At 62.2% G+C, this 13,334-nt stretch carries 20 protein-coding genes and 1 tRNA gene; all 21 read right to left on the bottom strand.

The window, feature by feature from the left end:
- Positions 1 to 47: 47 nt before the first annotated feature.
- The 21 genes from ACVMB1_RS12110 to ACVMB1_RS12010 all read right to left on the bottom strand — a co-directional run bounded on the left by ACVMB1_RS12110 (position 48) and on the right by ACVMB1_RS12010 (position 13,306).
- Complete coding sequence (locus ACVMB1_RS12110) at positions 48 to 392, bottom strand: phage tail protein (protein ID WP_456848610.1); 345 nt, start codon at positions 390 to 392, stop codon at positions 48 to 50.
- Positions 393 to 394: 2 nt separating this feature from the next.
- A complete protein-coding gene (locus ACVMB1_RS12105; RefSeq protein ID WP_456848608.1) occupies positions 395 to 2,530 on the bottom strand; it encodes a hypothetical protein in 2,136 nt (711 codons plus the stop codon).
- Positions 2,511 to 2,855, bottom strand: a complete 345-nt coding sequence (locus ACVMB1_RS12100; RefSeq protein ID WP_456848606.1) for a GTA-gp10 family protein — start codon at positions 2,853 to 2,855, stop codon at positions 2,511 to 2,513. The genes ACVMB1_RS12105 and ACVMB1_RS12100 overlap by 20 nt, the downstream gene beginning before the upstream one ends.
- On the bottom strand, positions 2,852 to 3,256 hold the full coding sequence (locus ACVMB1_RS12095; protein ID WP_456848604.1) for a hypothetical protein: 405 nt from the start codon (positions 3,254 to 3,256) through the stop codon (positions 2,852 to 2,854). The genes ACVMB1_RS12100 and ACVMB1_RS12095 overlap by 4 nt, the downstream gene beginning before the upstream one ends.
- Positions 3,253 to 4,881, bottom strand: coding sequence for a terminase large subunit (locus tag ACVMB1_RS12090; RefSeq protein WP_456848602.1), 1,629 nt, complete (start codon positions 4,879 to 4,881; stop codon positions 3,253 to 3,255). Before ACVMB1_RS12090 ends, ACVMB1_RS12095 begins: the two co-directional genes overlap by 4 nt.
- Positions 4,859 to 5,233: a P27 family phage terminase small subunit gene (locus ACVMB1_RS12085; RefSeq protein ID WP_456848600.1), complete on the bottom strand. Its 375-nt coding sequence runs from the start codon at positions 5,231 to 5,233 to the stop codon at positions 4,859 to 4,861. Before ACVMB1_RS12085 ends, ACVMB1_RS12090 begins: the two co-directional genes overlap by 23 nt.
- On the bottom strand, positions 5,230 to 5,688 hold the full coding sequence (locus tag ACVMB1_RS12080; RefSeq protein ID WP_456848598.1) for an HNH endonuclease: 459 nt from the start codon (positions 5,686 to 5,688) through the stop codon (positions 5,230 to 5,232). The genes ACVMB1_RS12085 and ACVMB1_RS12080 overlap by 4 nt, the downstream gene beginning before the upstream one ends.
- Positions 5,685 to 6,002, bottom strand: coding sequence for a head-tail adaptor protein (locus ACVMB1_RS12075; RefSeq protein ID WP_456848596.1), 318 nt, complete (start codon positions 6,000 to 6,002; stop codon positions 5,685 to 5,687). Before ACVMB1_RS12075 ends, ACVMB1_RS12080 begins: the two co-directional genes overlap by 4 nt.
- Positions 6,002 to 6,418: a DUF3168 domain-containing protein gene (locus ACVMB1_RS12070; RefSeq protein ID WP_456848594.1), complete on the bottom strand. Its 417-nt coding sequence runs from the start codon at positions 6,416 to 6,418 to the stop codon at positions 6,002 to 6,004. The genes ACVMB1_RS12075 and ACVMB1_RS12070 overlap by 1 nt, the downstream gene beginning before the upstream one ends.
- Entirely contained in the window at positions 6,418 to 6,699 is a 282-nt protein-coding gene (locus ACVMB1_RS12065) for a head-tail connector protein (RefSeq protein ID WP_456848592.1), read from the bottom strand. The genes ACVMB1_RS12070 and ACVMB1_RS12065 overlap by 1 nt, the downstream gene beginning before the upstream one ends.
- A 14-nt stretch (positions 6,700 to 6,713) precedes the next feature.
- The gene (locus ACVMB1_RS12060) at positions 6,714 to 7,220 is read right to left on the bottom strand and encodes a hypothetical protein (protein ID WP_456848590.1); all 507 of its coding nucleotides are present in this window, start codon (positions 7,218 to 7,220) and stop codon (positions 6,714 to 6,716) included.
- Complete coding sequence (locus tag ACVMB1_RS12055) at positions 7,210 to 7,338, bottom strand: hypothetical protein (protein WP_456848588.1); 129 nt, start codon at positions 7,336 to 7,338, stop codon at positions 7,210 to 7,212. The genes ACVMB1_RS12060 and ACVMB1_RS12055 overlap by 11 nt, the downstream gene beginning before the upstream one ends.
- A gap of 218 nt (positions 7,339 to 7,556) precedes the next feature.
- Entirely contained in the window at positions 7,557 to 8,138 is a 582-nt protein-coding gene (locus ACVMB1_RS12050) for a hypothetical protein (protein WP_456848586.1), read from the bottom strand.
- Positions 8,139 to 8,150: 12 nt separating this feature from the next.
- Positions 8,151 to 9,278, bottom strand: coding sequence for a phage major capsid protein (locus tag ACVMB1_RS12045; protein WP_456848584.1), 1,128 nt, complete (start codon positions 9,276 to 9,278; stop codon positions 8,151 to 8,153).
- 33 nt (positions 9,279 to 9,311) lie between these two features.
- Positions 9,312 to 9,806 (bottom strand): HK97 family phage prohead protease, encoded by a 495-nt coding sequence (locus ACVMB1_RS12040; RefSeq protein ID WP_456848582.1) that lies wholly within the window; start codon positions 9,804 to 9,806, stop codon positions 9,312 to 9,314.
- Positions 9,803 to 10,117, bottom strand: coding sequence for a gene transfer agent family protein (locus tag ACVMB1_RS12035; protein WP_456848580.1), 315 nt, complete (start codon positions 10,115 to 10,117; stop codon positions 9,803 to 9,805). Before ACVMB1_RS12035 ends, ACVMB1_RS12040 begins: the two co-directional genes overlap by 4 nt.
- Positions 10,117 to 10,806, bottom strand: coding sequence for a hypothetical protein (locus ACVMB1_RS12030; RefSeq protein WP_456848578.1), 690 nt, complete (start codon positions 10,804 to 10,806; stop codon positions 10,117 to 10,119). The genes ACVMB1_RS12035 and ACVMB1_RS12030 overlap by 1 nt, the downstream gene beginning before the upstream one ends.
- Positions 10,803 to 11,138 (bottom strand): C40 family peptidase, encoded by a 336-nt coding sequence (locus ACVMB1_RS12025; protein WP_456848576.1) that lies wholly within the window; start codon positions 11,136 to 11,138, stop codon positions 10,803 to 10,805. Before ACVMB1_RS12025 ends, ACVMB1_RS12030 begins: the two co-directional genes overlap by 4 nt.
- The gene (locus ACVMB1_RS12020) at positions 11,138 to 12,397 is read right to left on the bottom strand and encodes a phage portal protein (protein ID WP_456848574.1); all 1,260 of its coding nucleotides are present in this window, start codon (positions 12,395 to 12,397) and stop codon (positions 11,138 to 11,140) included. Before ACVMB1_RS12020 ends, ACVMB1_RS12025 begins: the two co-directional genes overlap by 1 nt.
- A gap of 232 nt (positions 12,398 to 12,629) precedes the next feature.
- A tRNA-Pro gene (locus ACVMB1_RS12015) sits at positions 12,630 to 12,706 on the bottom strand.
- Positions 12,707 to 12,826: 120 nt separating this feature from the next.
- The gene (locus ACVMB1_RS12010) at positions 12,827 to 13,306 is read right to left on the bottom strand and encodes a DUF192 domain-containing protein (RefSeq protein ID WP_057018558.1); all 480 of its coding nucleotides are present in this window, start codon (positions 13,304 to 13,306) and stop codon (positions 12,827 to 12,829) included.
- Positions 13,307 to 13,334: the final 28 nt, after the last annotated feature.

Below are 13,334 nucleotides of genomic sequence, written 5' to 3'. Positions count from 1 at the left end.
GATGAATATAGCGCCCGCTCGAAGGTTTGCGCTCAGTCGACGGCCGATTAGGCCTCAAGCCCGAAATACTGCTCAAGGTTCGCGGTCAGCGTGAACGGCGTGTCGAAGGTCTCTTCCACGCCGACGCACTTCCACTTGCGAGTGATGCCGTTCGCCGGTGTGTAATAGAACGGCGTCGTGATGTGCCCCTCCAGGAAGGTCACGATCGCTGCCTGCTGTTCGGGTAGCAGCACGTCCCAGGTCAGGCTGATCTTGCGCTTGATCGGGTTGGAGCCGTCCGGCCCTTCCTGGGTATAGCCGTCGCCGAACTCCGCCTTGCGCGTCTTGATGTCCCGGGAGAGCTTCGTGCCCGGGCTCGGCGGCGGGTTGGGAGTGAACGTGTCGAGTGCCATCATTACCTCTTCAAGATGCCGCCCGGACGCATCTGCGCTCGGACTTCTTTAACGACGATCTGGCGGATGGTGGGTTCAATCTGCCGGCCGATCTTCTGGCCCATGGCCTGATGATCGGCGCTGGACTGGCCGGGGTTGCCCTGCACTGTGACGTTGATCGTGGGCGCGACGGTGACGCTGCTGCTGTTGACCATGGCGCCGTCCGAACCGCTGCCGGCAGCGCCGGAGATGTCACGCGCCATCGCGGCGCTGACATGGTTGGGAAACACCCGCGAGCCGCGCGGCAGGTTGACCAATTCCGGACCGCGCTCGCCGACCAACGCCAAGCCACCGGGCGCGACGCCGCCGTCCGCGAAGGCCGGGATGAGCGATCCGCCGCCGCCGAGGCCGAGCGAGCGCATGAGCGGTGCGACAATGGCCTGCTTCACGATCACTTCCTCGATGCTGCGGATAATGCTTTTCGCCATCGAGGCGAAGGCGTCACCGGCGCTCTTGGTGCCGTCGATGAGGTCGGCCAACCCCGACGTGAGCGAGTTGGACACGGTGTTGCTGATCTCCCGTAACGCTTCATTGGTGCGCATGGCGTTGGCCTCGACGCTGTTGAGGGCCGTCGCCACGTCCGGGTAGATACTCCGCAATTGCTCGGCGATTTGCACGTCGCTGGGATCGAGCAGCGCGGTCTGCCGGCCGCGCCGGATGTCGTTAGTGATCCGTGCCTTCGCCAGCGCGTCGGCCGCAGCGCCCGCCTGTTCCTGCAGCTTCTTAAACTGCGCGGCCTGCTCAGAGGTCTCTTTACCGCCGTTCGCCTGCACCGCTGCTGTCTCGGCGGCCTGCGCCCGGAATCGCGCCAGCGCGGCGTCGCCAAGACCAACAGCCGCCGTGTCCGCTTTCGTCACCTCAATGTGGCGCTGCAGGCTGCTGATCGCGCGGTCAACGGCGTCGGTATCATCGATCGCAGTCTTCACGCCGGGCACCTTGGACACGTCACCGCGCACGGCGTCCGCCACGCTGCTTGTTTCTTGCATGGCTCGCCGCGTATTGGCCGGGTTCAGCATTGCCGCACGGAGCCGGTTGGTCGCGTCGAGGCGTTGGACGTTGACGCCGGTCTCAAGCCCTTCCGGAACCGAATTCAGGCCCAGCCGTTCGCTTAGGTCGGTCAGCTTCTTCCAGACGGACGCATTGCCCATCGCCGCGAAGGCGTCGGGGATTTCCTTCACCGTCGCATAGAGACGATCCGCCAGCCCGACAAGCTGAGCGAAGGTGGTGACGACAGAGGCCCAGTTGTCCCGCGCATTGAGGCCCAATTCGGCCATATCGCGCTGAACGGGCTTCCACTTATCAGCGAGAATCTGTTGGGCCTCATTCATCCGGTCCCGAAGCTGGATCACGCGGCCGATGTCATCCTGGCTCACGATCTCGGCCTTCGACATAGCGTCGGCCTTCCGAAGCATCTGATCGAGATAGTTATTGTCAGCCTGCAAAGCCGCCCGCACAGGTTCACCGAACGCCTTGCCCGCGATGTCCAGCGCCGCCATCTGCTGGCCCTTCTGCATGGCCTGATCGATCAAGCTAACAATGGCACGGAGGCGCTGTTCGGTGTTAGACGCACCAGCGAAAGCACCTACGCCGGTGTTGCCGGCGAAGTTGCCAGCCTTCACAAGCTCGTCAATCCGCTGCTGTAGCTCGCTGCCGCCCAAGCGATCGGTGGAAGCTTGGCTGAACCGCTGCAACGCCTCCGTAACCTGATCAATGGACATGATGGCGCTCGGGGCGGACTTCGTGAACCGCTGCCAGAAGTCCGTCGAGACGCCGGACGAACTCGCCTTCGCGGCGATGTTGCTGAACGTTTCGATCTCTTGGCCTGCAAGCTCAATGCTCTTCTTAAGGAACTCGAACGTGTCCACGACTGCGGTAACACCGAGCGCGATGGGTCGCAGGACGCTCAGCATCTTGCCGAAAGCGAGTGTAGCGGCACCGGCCGCGCCTTGCGAGGCGAGAAACCCCGCCGACATTTTGATCGTCTGGGCAGTGACGGCGCGCGCGGCATTCGCCGCTGTCACGTTCATCTCGTTCATGTTCTTCTTAAAGCCGTCTAGACCGACGACCTTGATGGGAATGTTAAGCGCTGGCGTCGGCATTGGGCTTTCCTGCATAGAGGGCGAACAAAACGGCTGCAGCGGCCCCTGCGTTCTCGGCGATGGGTTTGGTGCGGACGTGATCGTTCAAAAGCTGATCGGCCTCGCGTTCGGAGGTGCCGGCGCCGATCAGTCCTAGCTCTAGGATGCGTTCAACATCCTCGATGGTGTAGCTGCCCGTCTCGAATCCGAGGAGTAGAGTCGCAGGCGGCTTCCCATTGACGCCAGCGTAGCTCAACACGCGACGAACCCACGGGTGATTGAGATTCAAGGCATAGTTTCGATCGCCCCAAGTAATGTCCCGGGCGCAGGGATCGGCTTCAGTCATTGATTGATTACCTCGTTAACAGCGTTTTGAAGTGCTTCGTTGATTTCGTCTTTGCGGGCGCGGTAGGTCGGCCAGAAGAAAGGTCGCGCTGGCTGTCTGGAATTCCCATACTCGAAGGCCTCAGCGTGATCGTATGGCTCGCCAGAACCACCCCTAACCTCGCCGGTCGTAAGATCGCCTCCAGCGGTCACTATCCATTCCGTCGGCTCGTTGCCCTTGACGGTGGTGCAGGACTCTTCGAGATGGCCGGTTTCACTTGGCGACTGTTCCAACGATTGCAGCGCGCGGCGCTGTGCGTCCGAAAGCAACTGCGCCTGTTCGCGGACTACGTCGTCAAGGTGCGCCTCCAGCTTGTCCGGAAGCGCTTGCAGCCAAGCGTCAAAGTCGTCCTGGTCGCTCATGATACAAAATCCCCCGGTGTAAGGGTCGGATCATCCCAGAGCGATGGACCGCCATCGCCAGCGGCCGCTCGCGAAACGGCCATCCAAGTCGCGGATGCACCGTCAATGCGGTCGGTCGACTTACCCTTGTGAATGGTCCGGTTGTCGTTGGTGTCTTTGTGAATGGCGACGTTGGCGAAGCACCAGCGCAAGATCGGGTGTCCGCCATGACGGAATTTTCCATCGATGATCGCCCTTTCAAGCGTGTTGAGCGCCGGAGATTGGGTCGCCCAGCCCTGCCGCATGGTCACAACCGGAAAACCATCGTCGATCAGGGGGGCCATGACGGCTTGCGCATACGCCACGTCAAACCCAATCTCGCGAACCTCGAAACGTTCGGCGAGGCCGCGAATGTAGTCGGCGATGGCGCTGTTATCGATGACGTTACCGGGCGTGGCGGTCAGGAACCGGTCTTTTGACCACTGCGAATAGTTCACACCGTCGACGTCGCCGCGCCGGAGGATATCGGCCTCGGGGCAGAAGAATTGCGGCAACACGGTATAGGTGTCGCCATCCTTGAAGCACGCGACGACGGCCGAAATGTCGGTGGTTTTCGACATATCTACGCCGACCCAGCAGGGCCGACCGCGCAGGGCTTCATAGTCGATCGGTGCCGCGCCCTGGTCATAGATCGCCATGTCAACGAATGGCGAGGTCGAGTGATCCTGCCAGATGTTAAGCTTGAACTGCTTTAGCGATGCACGTTCGCCGGGCGAGGTCTTGGCGTGCTCAACGTGTCGCCGGAACGCCGCGATCGAAGGGTATCCGTGAACACTACCGGGATTGACCTTGCGCCACACGTCATCGCTCGACCAATCACAATCGGGGTCGGCCTCAAACAGCACGGGTAGCCATGATGGATCGACGATCTCGCCCCGGGCGATCTTCCTGGCGCGCTCGATCACTTCCCATGCAATGCTGTCCTGACCGCGACCGGCTGTCGTCGCGATAACCAGCAACGTGTCGTCGGTCTTATCGAGACCGTTGCGGAGCACCTTCCAGAGGCCGTCACCCCGCCAAATGTGGATTTCATCGGCCAGCACGAACGTCGGTGTCCGACCTTCCTGCGCCGGTGCGTCGCTAGAGATTACCTCCAACTCGACGCCAGCCCCGGCATAGCTGATCTTCTTGGCGCTGTTGAAGGCGTCGTAAATCTTGGTGGCCGGCACCAGGTGCTTGGTATCGGCCTTGACGATGCCACACGCCTCTTTGAACGCGATACCTGCCTGTCGGCGATCGCTGGCCGCAAAGATCACTTCGCCGCCCTCTACCTTCTCGGGTCCAAGGGTGTGGAGAAGAGCGAGCGCGGCAGACAGAGAGGTCTTACGGTTGCCGCGCGGCACCAGGATCACAACCGTCTTGACGATACGTGAGCCGTCCGGATGGCGCGGGCCATACACCGCCCGCACCACCCTTTCCTGCCATTTGTCCAACTGGAAGGCCTTCTTTGGCAGGCGGGACTTGGGATGTTTCAGCCGCCGCAGGAACGTGACGGCCTTCTCGCCGCGACCCATGGGGTCATCGATCGGGCTATCGTCGTAAATCCAATGCGGAAACGTGTCCTTAGACGGCGAGCGGGTTGTCATCGTCGCCTTCGTCGGTGCCGTTGTCGCGCACCGCCGGCCGCGACCGGGAAACGGGCGTGAGACCGAGCTCGGCCGCAAGCTGGCGTTGGACCGTCATGCATTGGATCATGGCTCGGTTAAGCTTGAGATCGAACCCCTTCTGCAATTCCGTCTCAAGCTCGCGGATGCGCCCGGTAGCAACGCAATAGGAGGTAAACGTGGCGAGGTCCGCGACCGTCAGGATGCGACGGCGCGTTAGTTCCGGCATGGTGTTGCGCCATTCCGCCTTGGCGAACTTCGACAACCAGGACGGCGGCTTCATGTCGCCGATGGCGTCGGGGTCAGTCTGAATCTGCGGCTTTGTGCCCTTCACGATATACTCGCGAACTCGCCGAAGTGCTCCCGCTCGGCGTCGGCCCGCGCGTCGCCAGCGGCTTCAAGCGTCGAATACGTGCCCAGATTGACGTGCCGGCCGTCGACAAAGATGGATGCGCGGTAGTTCCCGTTCGCACTGAGGCGCACGCCTTTGACGCCAAGCTTATTGCTGGCCTTCCGGCCGCGCGCGGTCTGACGCGATGACGCCAGTCTGAGGTTCGCCCAGGTCACGTCCGACCGGTCATCGCTCCAGAAGCTGACACCACGCGCCGGCCATTCGCCCGTCATGTAGAGCCACGCTAGACGGTGCCCGCTGTAATCGCGGCCGTCGATCTTGATCCGGAGATAGCCCTGTGGGCAGATGCTACCCGCAACCTTGCCGTCACGGGTGAAGGTGCCGGCGATGGGGTCATAGTCGAGAACAGCGCGAAGGCGCCGAGCGGTAAGGGTCACGCTCCAACCCTCTCGCAAACGATATCTACGCCACGGCGGCGCCCCAATTCCTTCAAGCGGGTGATCTTGAAGGCCTGTCCGTCATAGAGGAGCCGGTGATCCAAGCTGAGACCGTCCAGCCAGCGGCACCGGAAGGTGATCACGGTGTCCGTCACGTCGCCGCGCTGGCCCTCGCGGTTGTCGGTGGCGTTCTCCAGTTTCTGGGCGCGCATGGTTGCTACCTTCGCCCAGGTATCGATCGCGGTGCCGTAGAGATCGAGGCCGGTCGTGCGACGCTGGATCTCAATCACGCGGTCTAGATTTCCGGCGCGCATCAGTTGGCCTTCACGATGGCCGCGACGTTGATCACGGCATGGGAGAAAGAGCCGTGCGGGTCGCGCAGGAAGCGGGTATCGCTGGCGCGCATGTCGAGCACAGTGAAGTGGTCCAGCGACACGGCGCCGTCGCGCTGGACGTCGACGCGCATGGCGTCAACGATCAGGCCCGCCGCCTGTTTCGCCAGCACGAGGCCGGGCTCTTGGAACCAAGCGTGCAGCGTGGTGTGAACGGTCGCGTCCCAGCGCCGGTAGACGGTCTGCCCCTCGCCGATGATGACGCTGGGCATGCGCTCTGGACGTCCTGTGACGTCCAAAACATTGTCGGCCGGGATCATCGCCATGAGGCCGGCCGACGCCAACAGGCGCGCGCGGACGGCCTTCTGCAGGTCCAGAGAGGGGTCAAAGCCGGCCATCAGAACGAAAACGCCCGGTAAGGTGACAGCAAATCGAGCAAACCGAACGGCAGCGACTGGGCCGTGACGCCGACAAGGCTAGTCTCTCGGTTCTCATAGAGGTGCGCGGTCAGTTGCAGCACGGCCTCGCGAACCGGCGCCGCAGTGGTGTCGGAATCCACGTCTCCAGCGGTATAGGCCGCGACCCAAGCCTTCGCCGCGTCCAACTTCCCTTGGATCAGGGCGTCGTCGAACTCGGTGGTGACGTTCAGATGGGCCTTGGCTTGATCGAGGGTGATCACTGAAAAAACCTCAATTAGATGCTGTCTTGCGCGGTGGGGAATGACCGGTCAGGGACGCTTTTCGCTGGCGCTTGACCCACCCCCGGGGATGTTTGCCGTTGACGTTTGGCCGGTGCGAACAACGCTTCCTCGATCGACCAGCCGCAACTGATGCGGTAGTAGACGGTCTGCTTGAGAACCGGCGACTCTTTAAGCCAGTCCGCGAAGCGCTTGGTCACGCCGTTGATCGTGCACGTCTTGCCCCGCAACTTGACCGGCTTGGGCTTCACTGACCGTTCTGCGCGCACGCGCTTCGGTGCTGCATCGACGCGCTTGCGTGCGGCTGCCTTGACAAAGTCCGGCTCGAGCTCGGCGAGCGCACACACTTCGTTGAAGTGGCGATTGGGTTTGAACAGGTAGTCGTGAGCCTGCTGACGTTCTAGGTCGGTGCAAGCCACGCCACAGGCGTCCGAGATCATTTGATTGATGAAAGCCAGCCACAGGGCTTTGCATGCGCTGGTTTCTTCTGAATCAGCGGTCATTACGCTTCTCTTTGCTTTGCTTACGGCTGGTGTGACAGGGCGACGACGCCAAGGCCTGCCAGTTCTTGCGGTCCCAGAAGAGCTTCATGTCGCCGCGATGGGGAACGATGTGGTCCACGCAATCGGCGATCCGACCGCAACCACAGGCGCAATGGTGGTTCTGAGGCAGAGCTAGGAACGCCCTGCTCTCGCGCTGCCATTTGGCGCCATAGCCACGCTGCGAGGCCGTTGGCCGGCGCTTATCGGCGTCAGCCTTGCGAGCGATCTGGCACGCGCACATGACGCCGGATGCGACCTTACGGCCGCAGGAACAGATTCTGGGTGGACGCACCGGCATTACAGCGGGACCTCGGCCATGCTGTGGACATTCTGGTTGCCGAGCGCGTTGAGGCGGTCGCGCACTGACTTGACGTCTGTGACGGTGGTGTCGTCTTCGTCGTCCTTGCCGCTGCCGAAGATGGCCTTGAGCATCTCCATGCGACCCTTGTAGGCCTCAGTGATCTCGGCCGGCGTCGCGTTCCAGGCCTGCTCTGGCGTCCAGCCTAACCACCCGGTGGCTCGGCGATAGAGCCCGGCGAAGTATTCATCGAACGACATGGGCTTGCCGGTCGGCTCGGTGTCGGACTGGTCGTCATCAATACCGGCGAGCAGCATGACGAACCGCAATAGCGGCTCGCGAAGTGCGCTGATGGTCTCAAGGGTCTCGTAGGCGATCATCAGTTCGGCCGCTGTCGGATTGACCGCACCCAAGCGGACCAGGTCCATTATGGTGGTCAGTCGCCATGCGGCGATGTCGTCGGAGAGCTTCTGGAAGCCGCCGTAATCCCGCTCAAGGCGGGACGCGGCTCGCAAGGTCGGGCGTAGCCTGATCGTGCCGGAGGGAAGCACGATGACCAGTTCGTCATTTGCGAGCCGCATGTTCATGGTCCCTTAAGTCGCCGAGACCTTGAGCTTCACGAACCGGTCAGGATTCGTGATGTCGCCGCCGACGCGCTTGCGCGAGTGGAAGCGGGTCTGGCCCTTGGTCGCCAGCGAATACGGGTCTCGGAGCACCTGGAAGCTGACCCGGTCCACGATGCGGTAGCCGGAGAGATCGCCGAACAGGATCGGCGTCTTGCCGGCGCCGATGTCGTCCATGTCGACGGCCTCGACGATCGGCCGGCCGAGCAGCGTCGGCACTGCGTCGCCGTTGAGGTTGTCGATCAGAAGGTAGCGGCCCGTGCCGTCCTTGAACTGGCGGATCGCCGACATGGTGTTGCGGTTCATCAGCCACACGCCACGCTGCGCCCATTGGGTCGCGATCGAGTGGAACACGCCAATGAGCACGTCGGCCGGGTTGGTCGCCGGGAAGCCACCAGCCGCGCCGGTGATCACCTGGGAGATGCCAGCGGCGGTCATCAGGCCCTTGGGCTGGGTCGTGCCGTTGCCCTTCACGAAAGCGGTGCCCTCCGCGATACCGAAAGACTCGGCGGTGTCGGAAGCCAGTTCGCCTTCGAGATTGTAGGCGTTGTCCTCCAGCAATTGGTTGGACACGTCGGTGTAGGTCGCAGCCTCATAAGGCGTGATGTTCACGCCGGTGTAGGCCGTCTCGCTCTCGGTGCGGTCGTCAGTGTCAGCCACCCAGGTCGCGGCCGTGCTACCGGTGCGCTTGGGATACTGAACCTGTGCGGCGCCGATGGTGACGACGCGCGCATACTGGCGGATTGGGGAGAACAAGCGCAGCAACTTCAGCACTTCGTTGCCGAACTCGGGCGGGGTCAGAGCGCTGTTGCCGGTGACGACCAGGGACTTCTTTTCGAGGTCGCCGATCGCATCCGGGCCAAGGCGCAGGAAATTCTCGAAGGCCTTCATTTCGAGGCTGGCGTCGGCATTGCCGTTGCCAGTCGGCAGCCGCGATGCCTTGGCCTCAAGCTCGTCAATGCGGCGCTTGAGAGCGGCGTTGTCGTCGGCGCTCTTCTTTTCGAGCCGGGCCTGCAGGTCGGCGAGCTCTTTCTGCATAAGCTCGGCCGACGACAGTTCCGGCGCGTCCTTGAATTCGAGGGTGGAGAGATGCTTCATAGTGGTAGTTCAACCTTCCTTGGTTTGATGAGATCAGAGCTTTGCCGTGAATTCACGAATGGCCGTCGCGACGGCGAGCGCGGCGTCCTGTTCTTTTGCTGAAGAGATGCGGGCGCGCGGGTGCGCGGGATCGCGCACGATCGAGACTTCCGCGAGATCGAGCGCGGTGATCACTCGATTGCGGCCCTGCTTGGTCGCCTGCTTGGTGCGGAAACCGATCGACAACCCGTCAACCAGCTTGCTCTTCAGCATGGCGAGCACGGTGCGCGATCGCAGGTGATCGAGGTGCAACTGGCCTTTCACCTGGAGACCGTCCGGACCTTCGTTGATCTCGGTCCAGGTGCCGACAAGGTCGGCCGGATTGTGCTGGAATAGGATCGGCAAATTCTCGGCGATCACGCCGAAAGCGCCCTTGGTAATGATATCGCCGACGCTGTCCGGCTGGCCGTAGAACCAGGCCAAGCCGGTGATCTCGCCGGCATCGGTGATGGTGAAGCTGGTTTTGACTTCGATCTTATCGAGCGTCATTTGGTTGCCTCGTTCGGTGCGCCGAAAAAGACACGTTCAAGAATCCTGGCGGCGATGGGATAGGTCTCGGCGATCGGTCGATCGGCGACATAGGCTGCGACCAGTTCAGCGGCGCGCTTCGGCGCGGTGCCGCCACCGATCAGCGCTAGCCGGATGGTCTCGCTGAGATCGGCCTGTGAGAACTGGCGGTAATTCACGCGATTGAAGAGCGCGCCGATCGGACCGCACTTCGCCTCAAGCTCGGGGAGAAGCTTGGGCGTAAGCTGGAACGTGTGCTCGGCGTCGCCGAAGAATGCGCTGTAGGGCGTCATCAGTAGGACCCCGCTGGTGCAACCGCGCCGCCCATCGCACCCAGGTAACCAGACAAGCTTTGGCTGCTGTAGGCGCCGATATCCTCGATGTCGGCGTCGAATGAGATGTTGACGGTCTGCACCATGGTGCGGCCGTAGATCAGTTGGATCGGATCGCCCTGCTGACCGACGTTACCCGGGCCGTTCAGGTTGTAGGACTGGGATTGCTCGGTGCTCTCGGTGGGCCTGGACAGCAGCGTGGAAACGCCGGCCAGCGTTAGGCCAAGGCCTACCATTGCGATATTGCCCCACGTGACGCCGATACCCGGAATTGCCGCCGCGCTCATGTTCGCGAGCGGTGCAGCCAGCGTGCCGCCCGACAGGAAAATAGCGCCACCGATCAGAGCGACGCCGATGATCGTCTTGGCCGCGCCCTTCCCGTTCGCCGCACCACGCGCGGCCGGGATCAGGTGGAGATCAGCGGCGCCCAACTTGAGCTTGTTTACGAACTCCATATCGGTGAAGTGCTGACCGGAATGCTTGTCGCCTCGCACCAGCTTGAATGACCCTGTCTGGAGGGCCTTCACGAACTCGCCGGGGAATGCACAGTTCAGTGCGCGCAGGGCCTCGCCTGCAGTCGCAACGTCGAACCGGTGCGTCTTGCCAAATTGCTTGCCGAGCCTGCCATGCAGATGAATGGTGCGGATCATTGGGTCCTCATGACAACGACGCTGACGGAACGGCCGTTCTCTCGCGCGAGGATGATCCAAGGCAGTCCCGCCGCATGCTGTTGAGCGATGTCCCACTCTGATGCGGCCGCAGGGCCGCGCGGGTGCGAGTGGACGACGGCCTGAATCGTGCCTGCGATGCAGGCTCGATCGTAACGGTCGTCGTCGATCTCGAAATTGGTCAGCGGGTCTTTGGCCTTGTTCTCACAGGCGACGTAGAGATCGCTCGCAATGAAGCCGCAGCTTTCCTTGGGAAACTCACTGCGCGCGTGAGCTTTGGCCGCTTCGATCGCCACATGGCTCTCGTCAAGCATCAGGCGGCCTCCGCGTCGGTGTTCTGGTTGTCATGCGGCTGACCATTGAGTTTGCCGCCGGCATAGGCGGACGACGTCCACGGGTTTTCGAGCACGTTGCCGCCCTCGATCGGTCCGAGAGACCAGCCGAGATCGCGCGCTTCGTTGGGCGTCATGATCCGGCCGGAGACCGCGTTGGCGAGCGCCTGACTGCGCTGGGCGAGATCGGCCTTAACGAGGTGCGTCGTGTCGTATTCGACCGTGACGCCGGCATCGCGCTCGGCTTCCGTGAGCAGCTTGAGCGTGAATTCCTGTTGCTGCGCGACAAGGTGCGGCAACAGCGTGAAACTCAGGAATTCTTGGCCCAGTGCCTCGATCGACCGGGCGACGTTCTTTTCCATCGCCATGAGCAGGTGCAAGCTGACCCGGAAGATACGGGCGATCTCGCCGAGCATGTAGGTGCGCAACTCGATGTATTGAGCGTCGGTCGCGTTGAGCATGAGTTGCTGGAACTTCATGTCGTCGGTGACCCAAGCGGTGCCGCCCGCGCTAGAGCCCGAATGAGCGGCGCTGAATGCCGCCTTAGCCTTGTCGAGAGCGTCTTTCCCGAACGTCCGGGGGACACTCATGATGCCGCTGGGCTTCGCGCCGTTCAGGAACAGTTGGTTCGCGAAACGCTCCAGCACGATCGCCAGAGCAATGGCGTCTCGGTTCTCGCCGACCAGTCCGCGCGTCGGATCATAGGCGGGTGTGGCGAAGTGCAGGATCTGCGAGCCCGGGATGGGGGTCGCGGCGCCGTTCGCACTGGTCTTGAGCGCATACGCTGGCTCATAGTTGTCGAAATTGATCACGATTGACGACAGGCGGGGATCGAGCCGGAACAGTCTGATGCCGTCATCGACGCGCATGACATGACAGAACGCGCCGTAGGGCTGCAGCAGGCAGTCCATCGTCATCAGGCGCTTGAAGGTCGCGGCGGGCTGCCAGCTATTCGGCGCCTCGTTGAGAAGCTTGGTGATGGGATGGTCGGCGATCTCTTCGGGGCCGTCGTCGGTCTTTTTGAACACCTTGACCGGGAGCGACGACACGGCCTCGGAGATCGCGCGGACCGCGCAAGAGACCGGCGCGCACTGCATGGCGCTGTAGGGAGAGACGGAGATTCCGGCGAGCGTCGGGGTCGCACCGAACAGGTCGAAATAGAAGCCGCTCGCGTCGGCGAGGCTGGCTTTGGTCTCTAGGGGCGCCGGAGCGGCCTTACGGAATCGATCGAGGAAGGACAAACGCACATCACGGTTGGCGCTCGCTGGGTCGGCGAGTGCGGGAGAATCAGGGTTCTCTGTGTGTGCATTCGTTTCAGGACTCGGCCCGAACGTGAAATTATATTGCGCGACAACTACGGCAAAATTGAGTCGGAAGTCCCGACTAAGTGCCTCGATGGACTGTTACGAATTGCAACGTTTTTCGAAAGTTGCATTCGGTTAAGTCGCTGACTTTACTGGATAAAATTGCAAATGGTCGGGGCAGCTGGATTCGAACCAACGACCTGCAGTACCCAAAACTGCCGCGCTACCAGGCTGCGCTATACCCCGACATTTCCGAGAAGCCCCGTGGATACACGCTTCAGCCAGCGCCAGCAAGGCACCGGTGCGGGGCTTCGTGCGGCGAATCCGGCATCGGTTTCCGCCCGGAAATCGCGTCGAAACCGGCTGCTAACGGCCGCCGAACAGCGGATGGGCAACCCGGTCGCCGGGCTGGATGCCGTATTTCTGCGCGGTCCCGGCAATCACCTCGAGCACGCCCTTGGCGAGCCCGCGCGACGGAATGATCCGGGTCGAGAGCGGCTCGGTGTTTTCCGCGATCCGCAGGATGCGCCCGTCGGCGCGGATGAAGATCATGTCGAGCGAGATGTAGGTGTTCTTCATCCACATCGACACTTCCTGCTCCGGTGAGAAGTCGAACAGCATGCCTTTGCCGTCCGCGAGCTCCTTCCGGTACATCAGGCCGGTCTCCTTCTCCTGCTCTGTGGTTGCCATTTCGACCGAGAAGACGTGCACGCCCGATTTGGTGACGATCTCGAGCGGCTGGACGCTGGCAGCCTGCGCGGCCGGAGCCAGCAGCGCACCGAACATGATCACGAGGCAGGCCATCAGCCACGAACGATGGCGCCCAACAATGCGAACGAAATTCATCGACAAATACTCACACCGGGGAAGATTT

Source organism: Bradyrhizobium sp. USDA 4504 (genome assembly GCF_054063995.1).
This window is presented reverse-complemented; position numbering and strand designations above follow the sequence as displayed.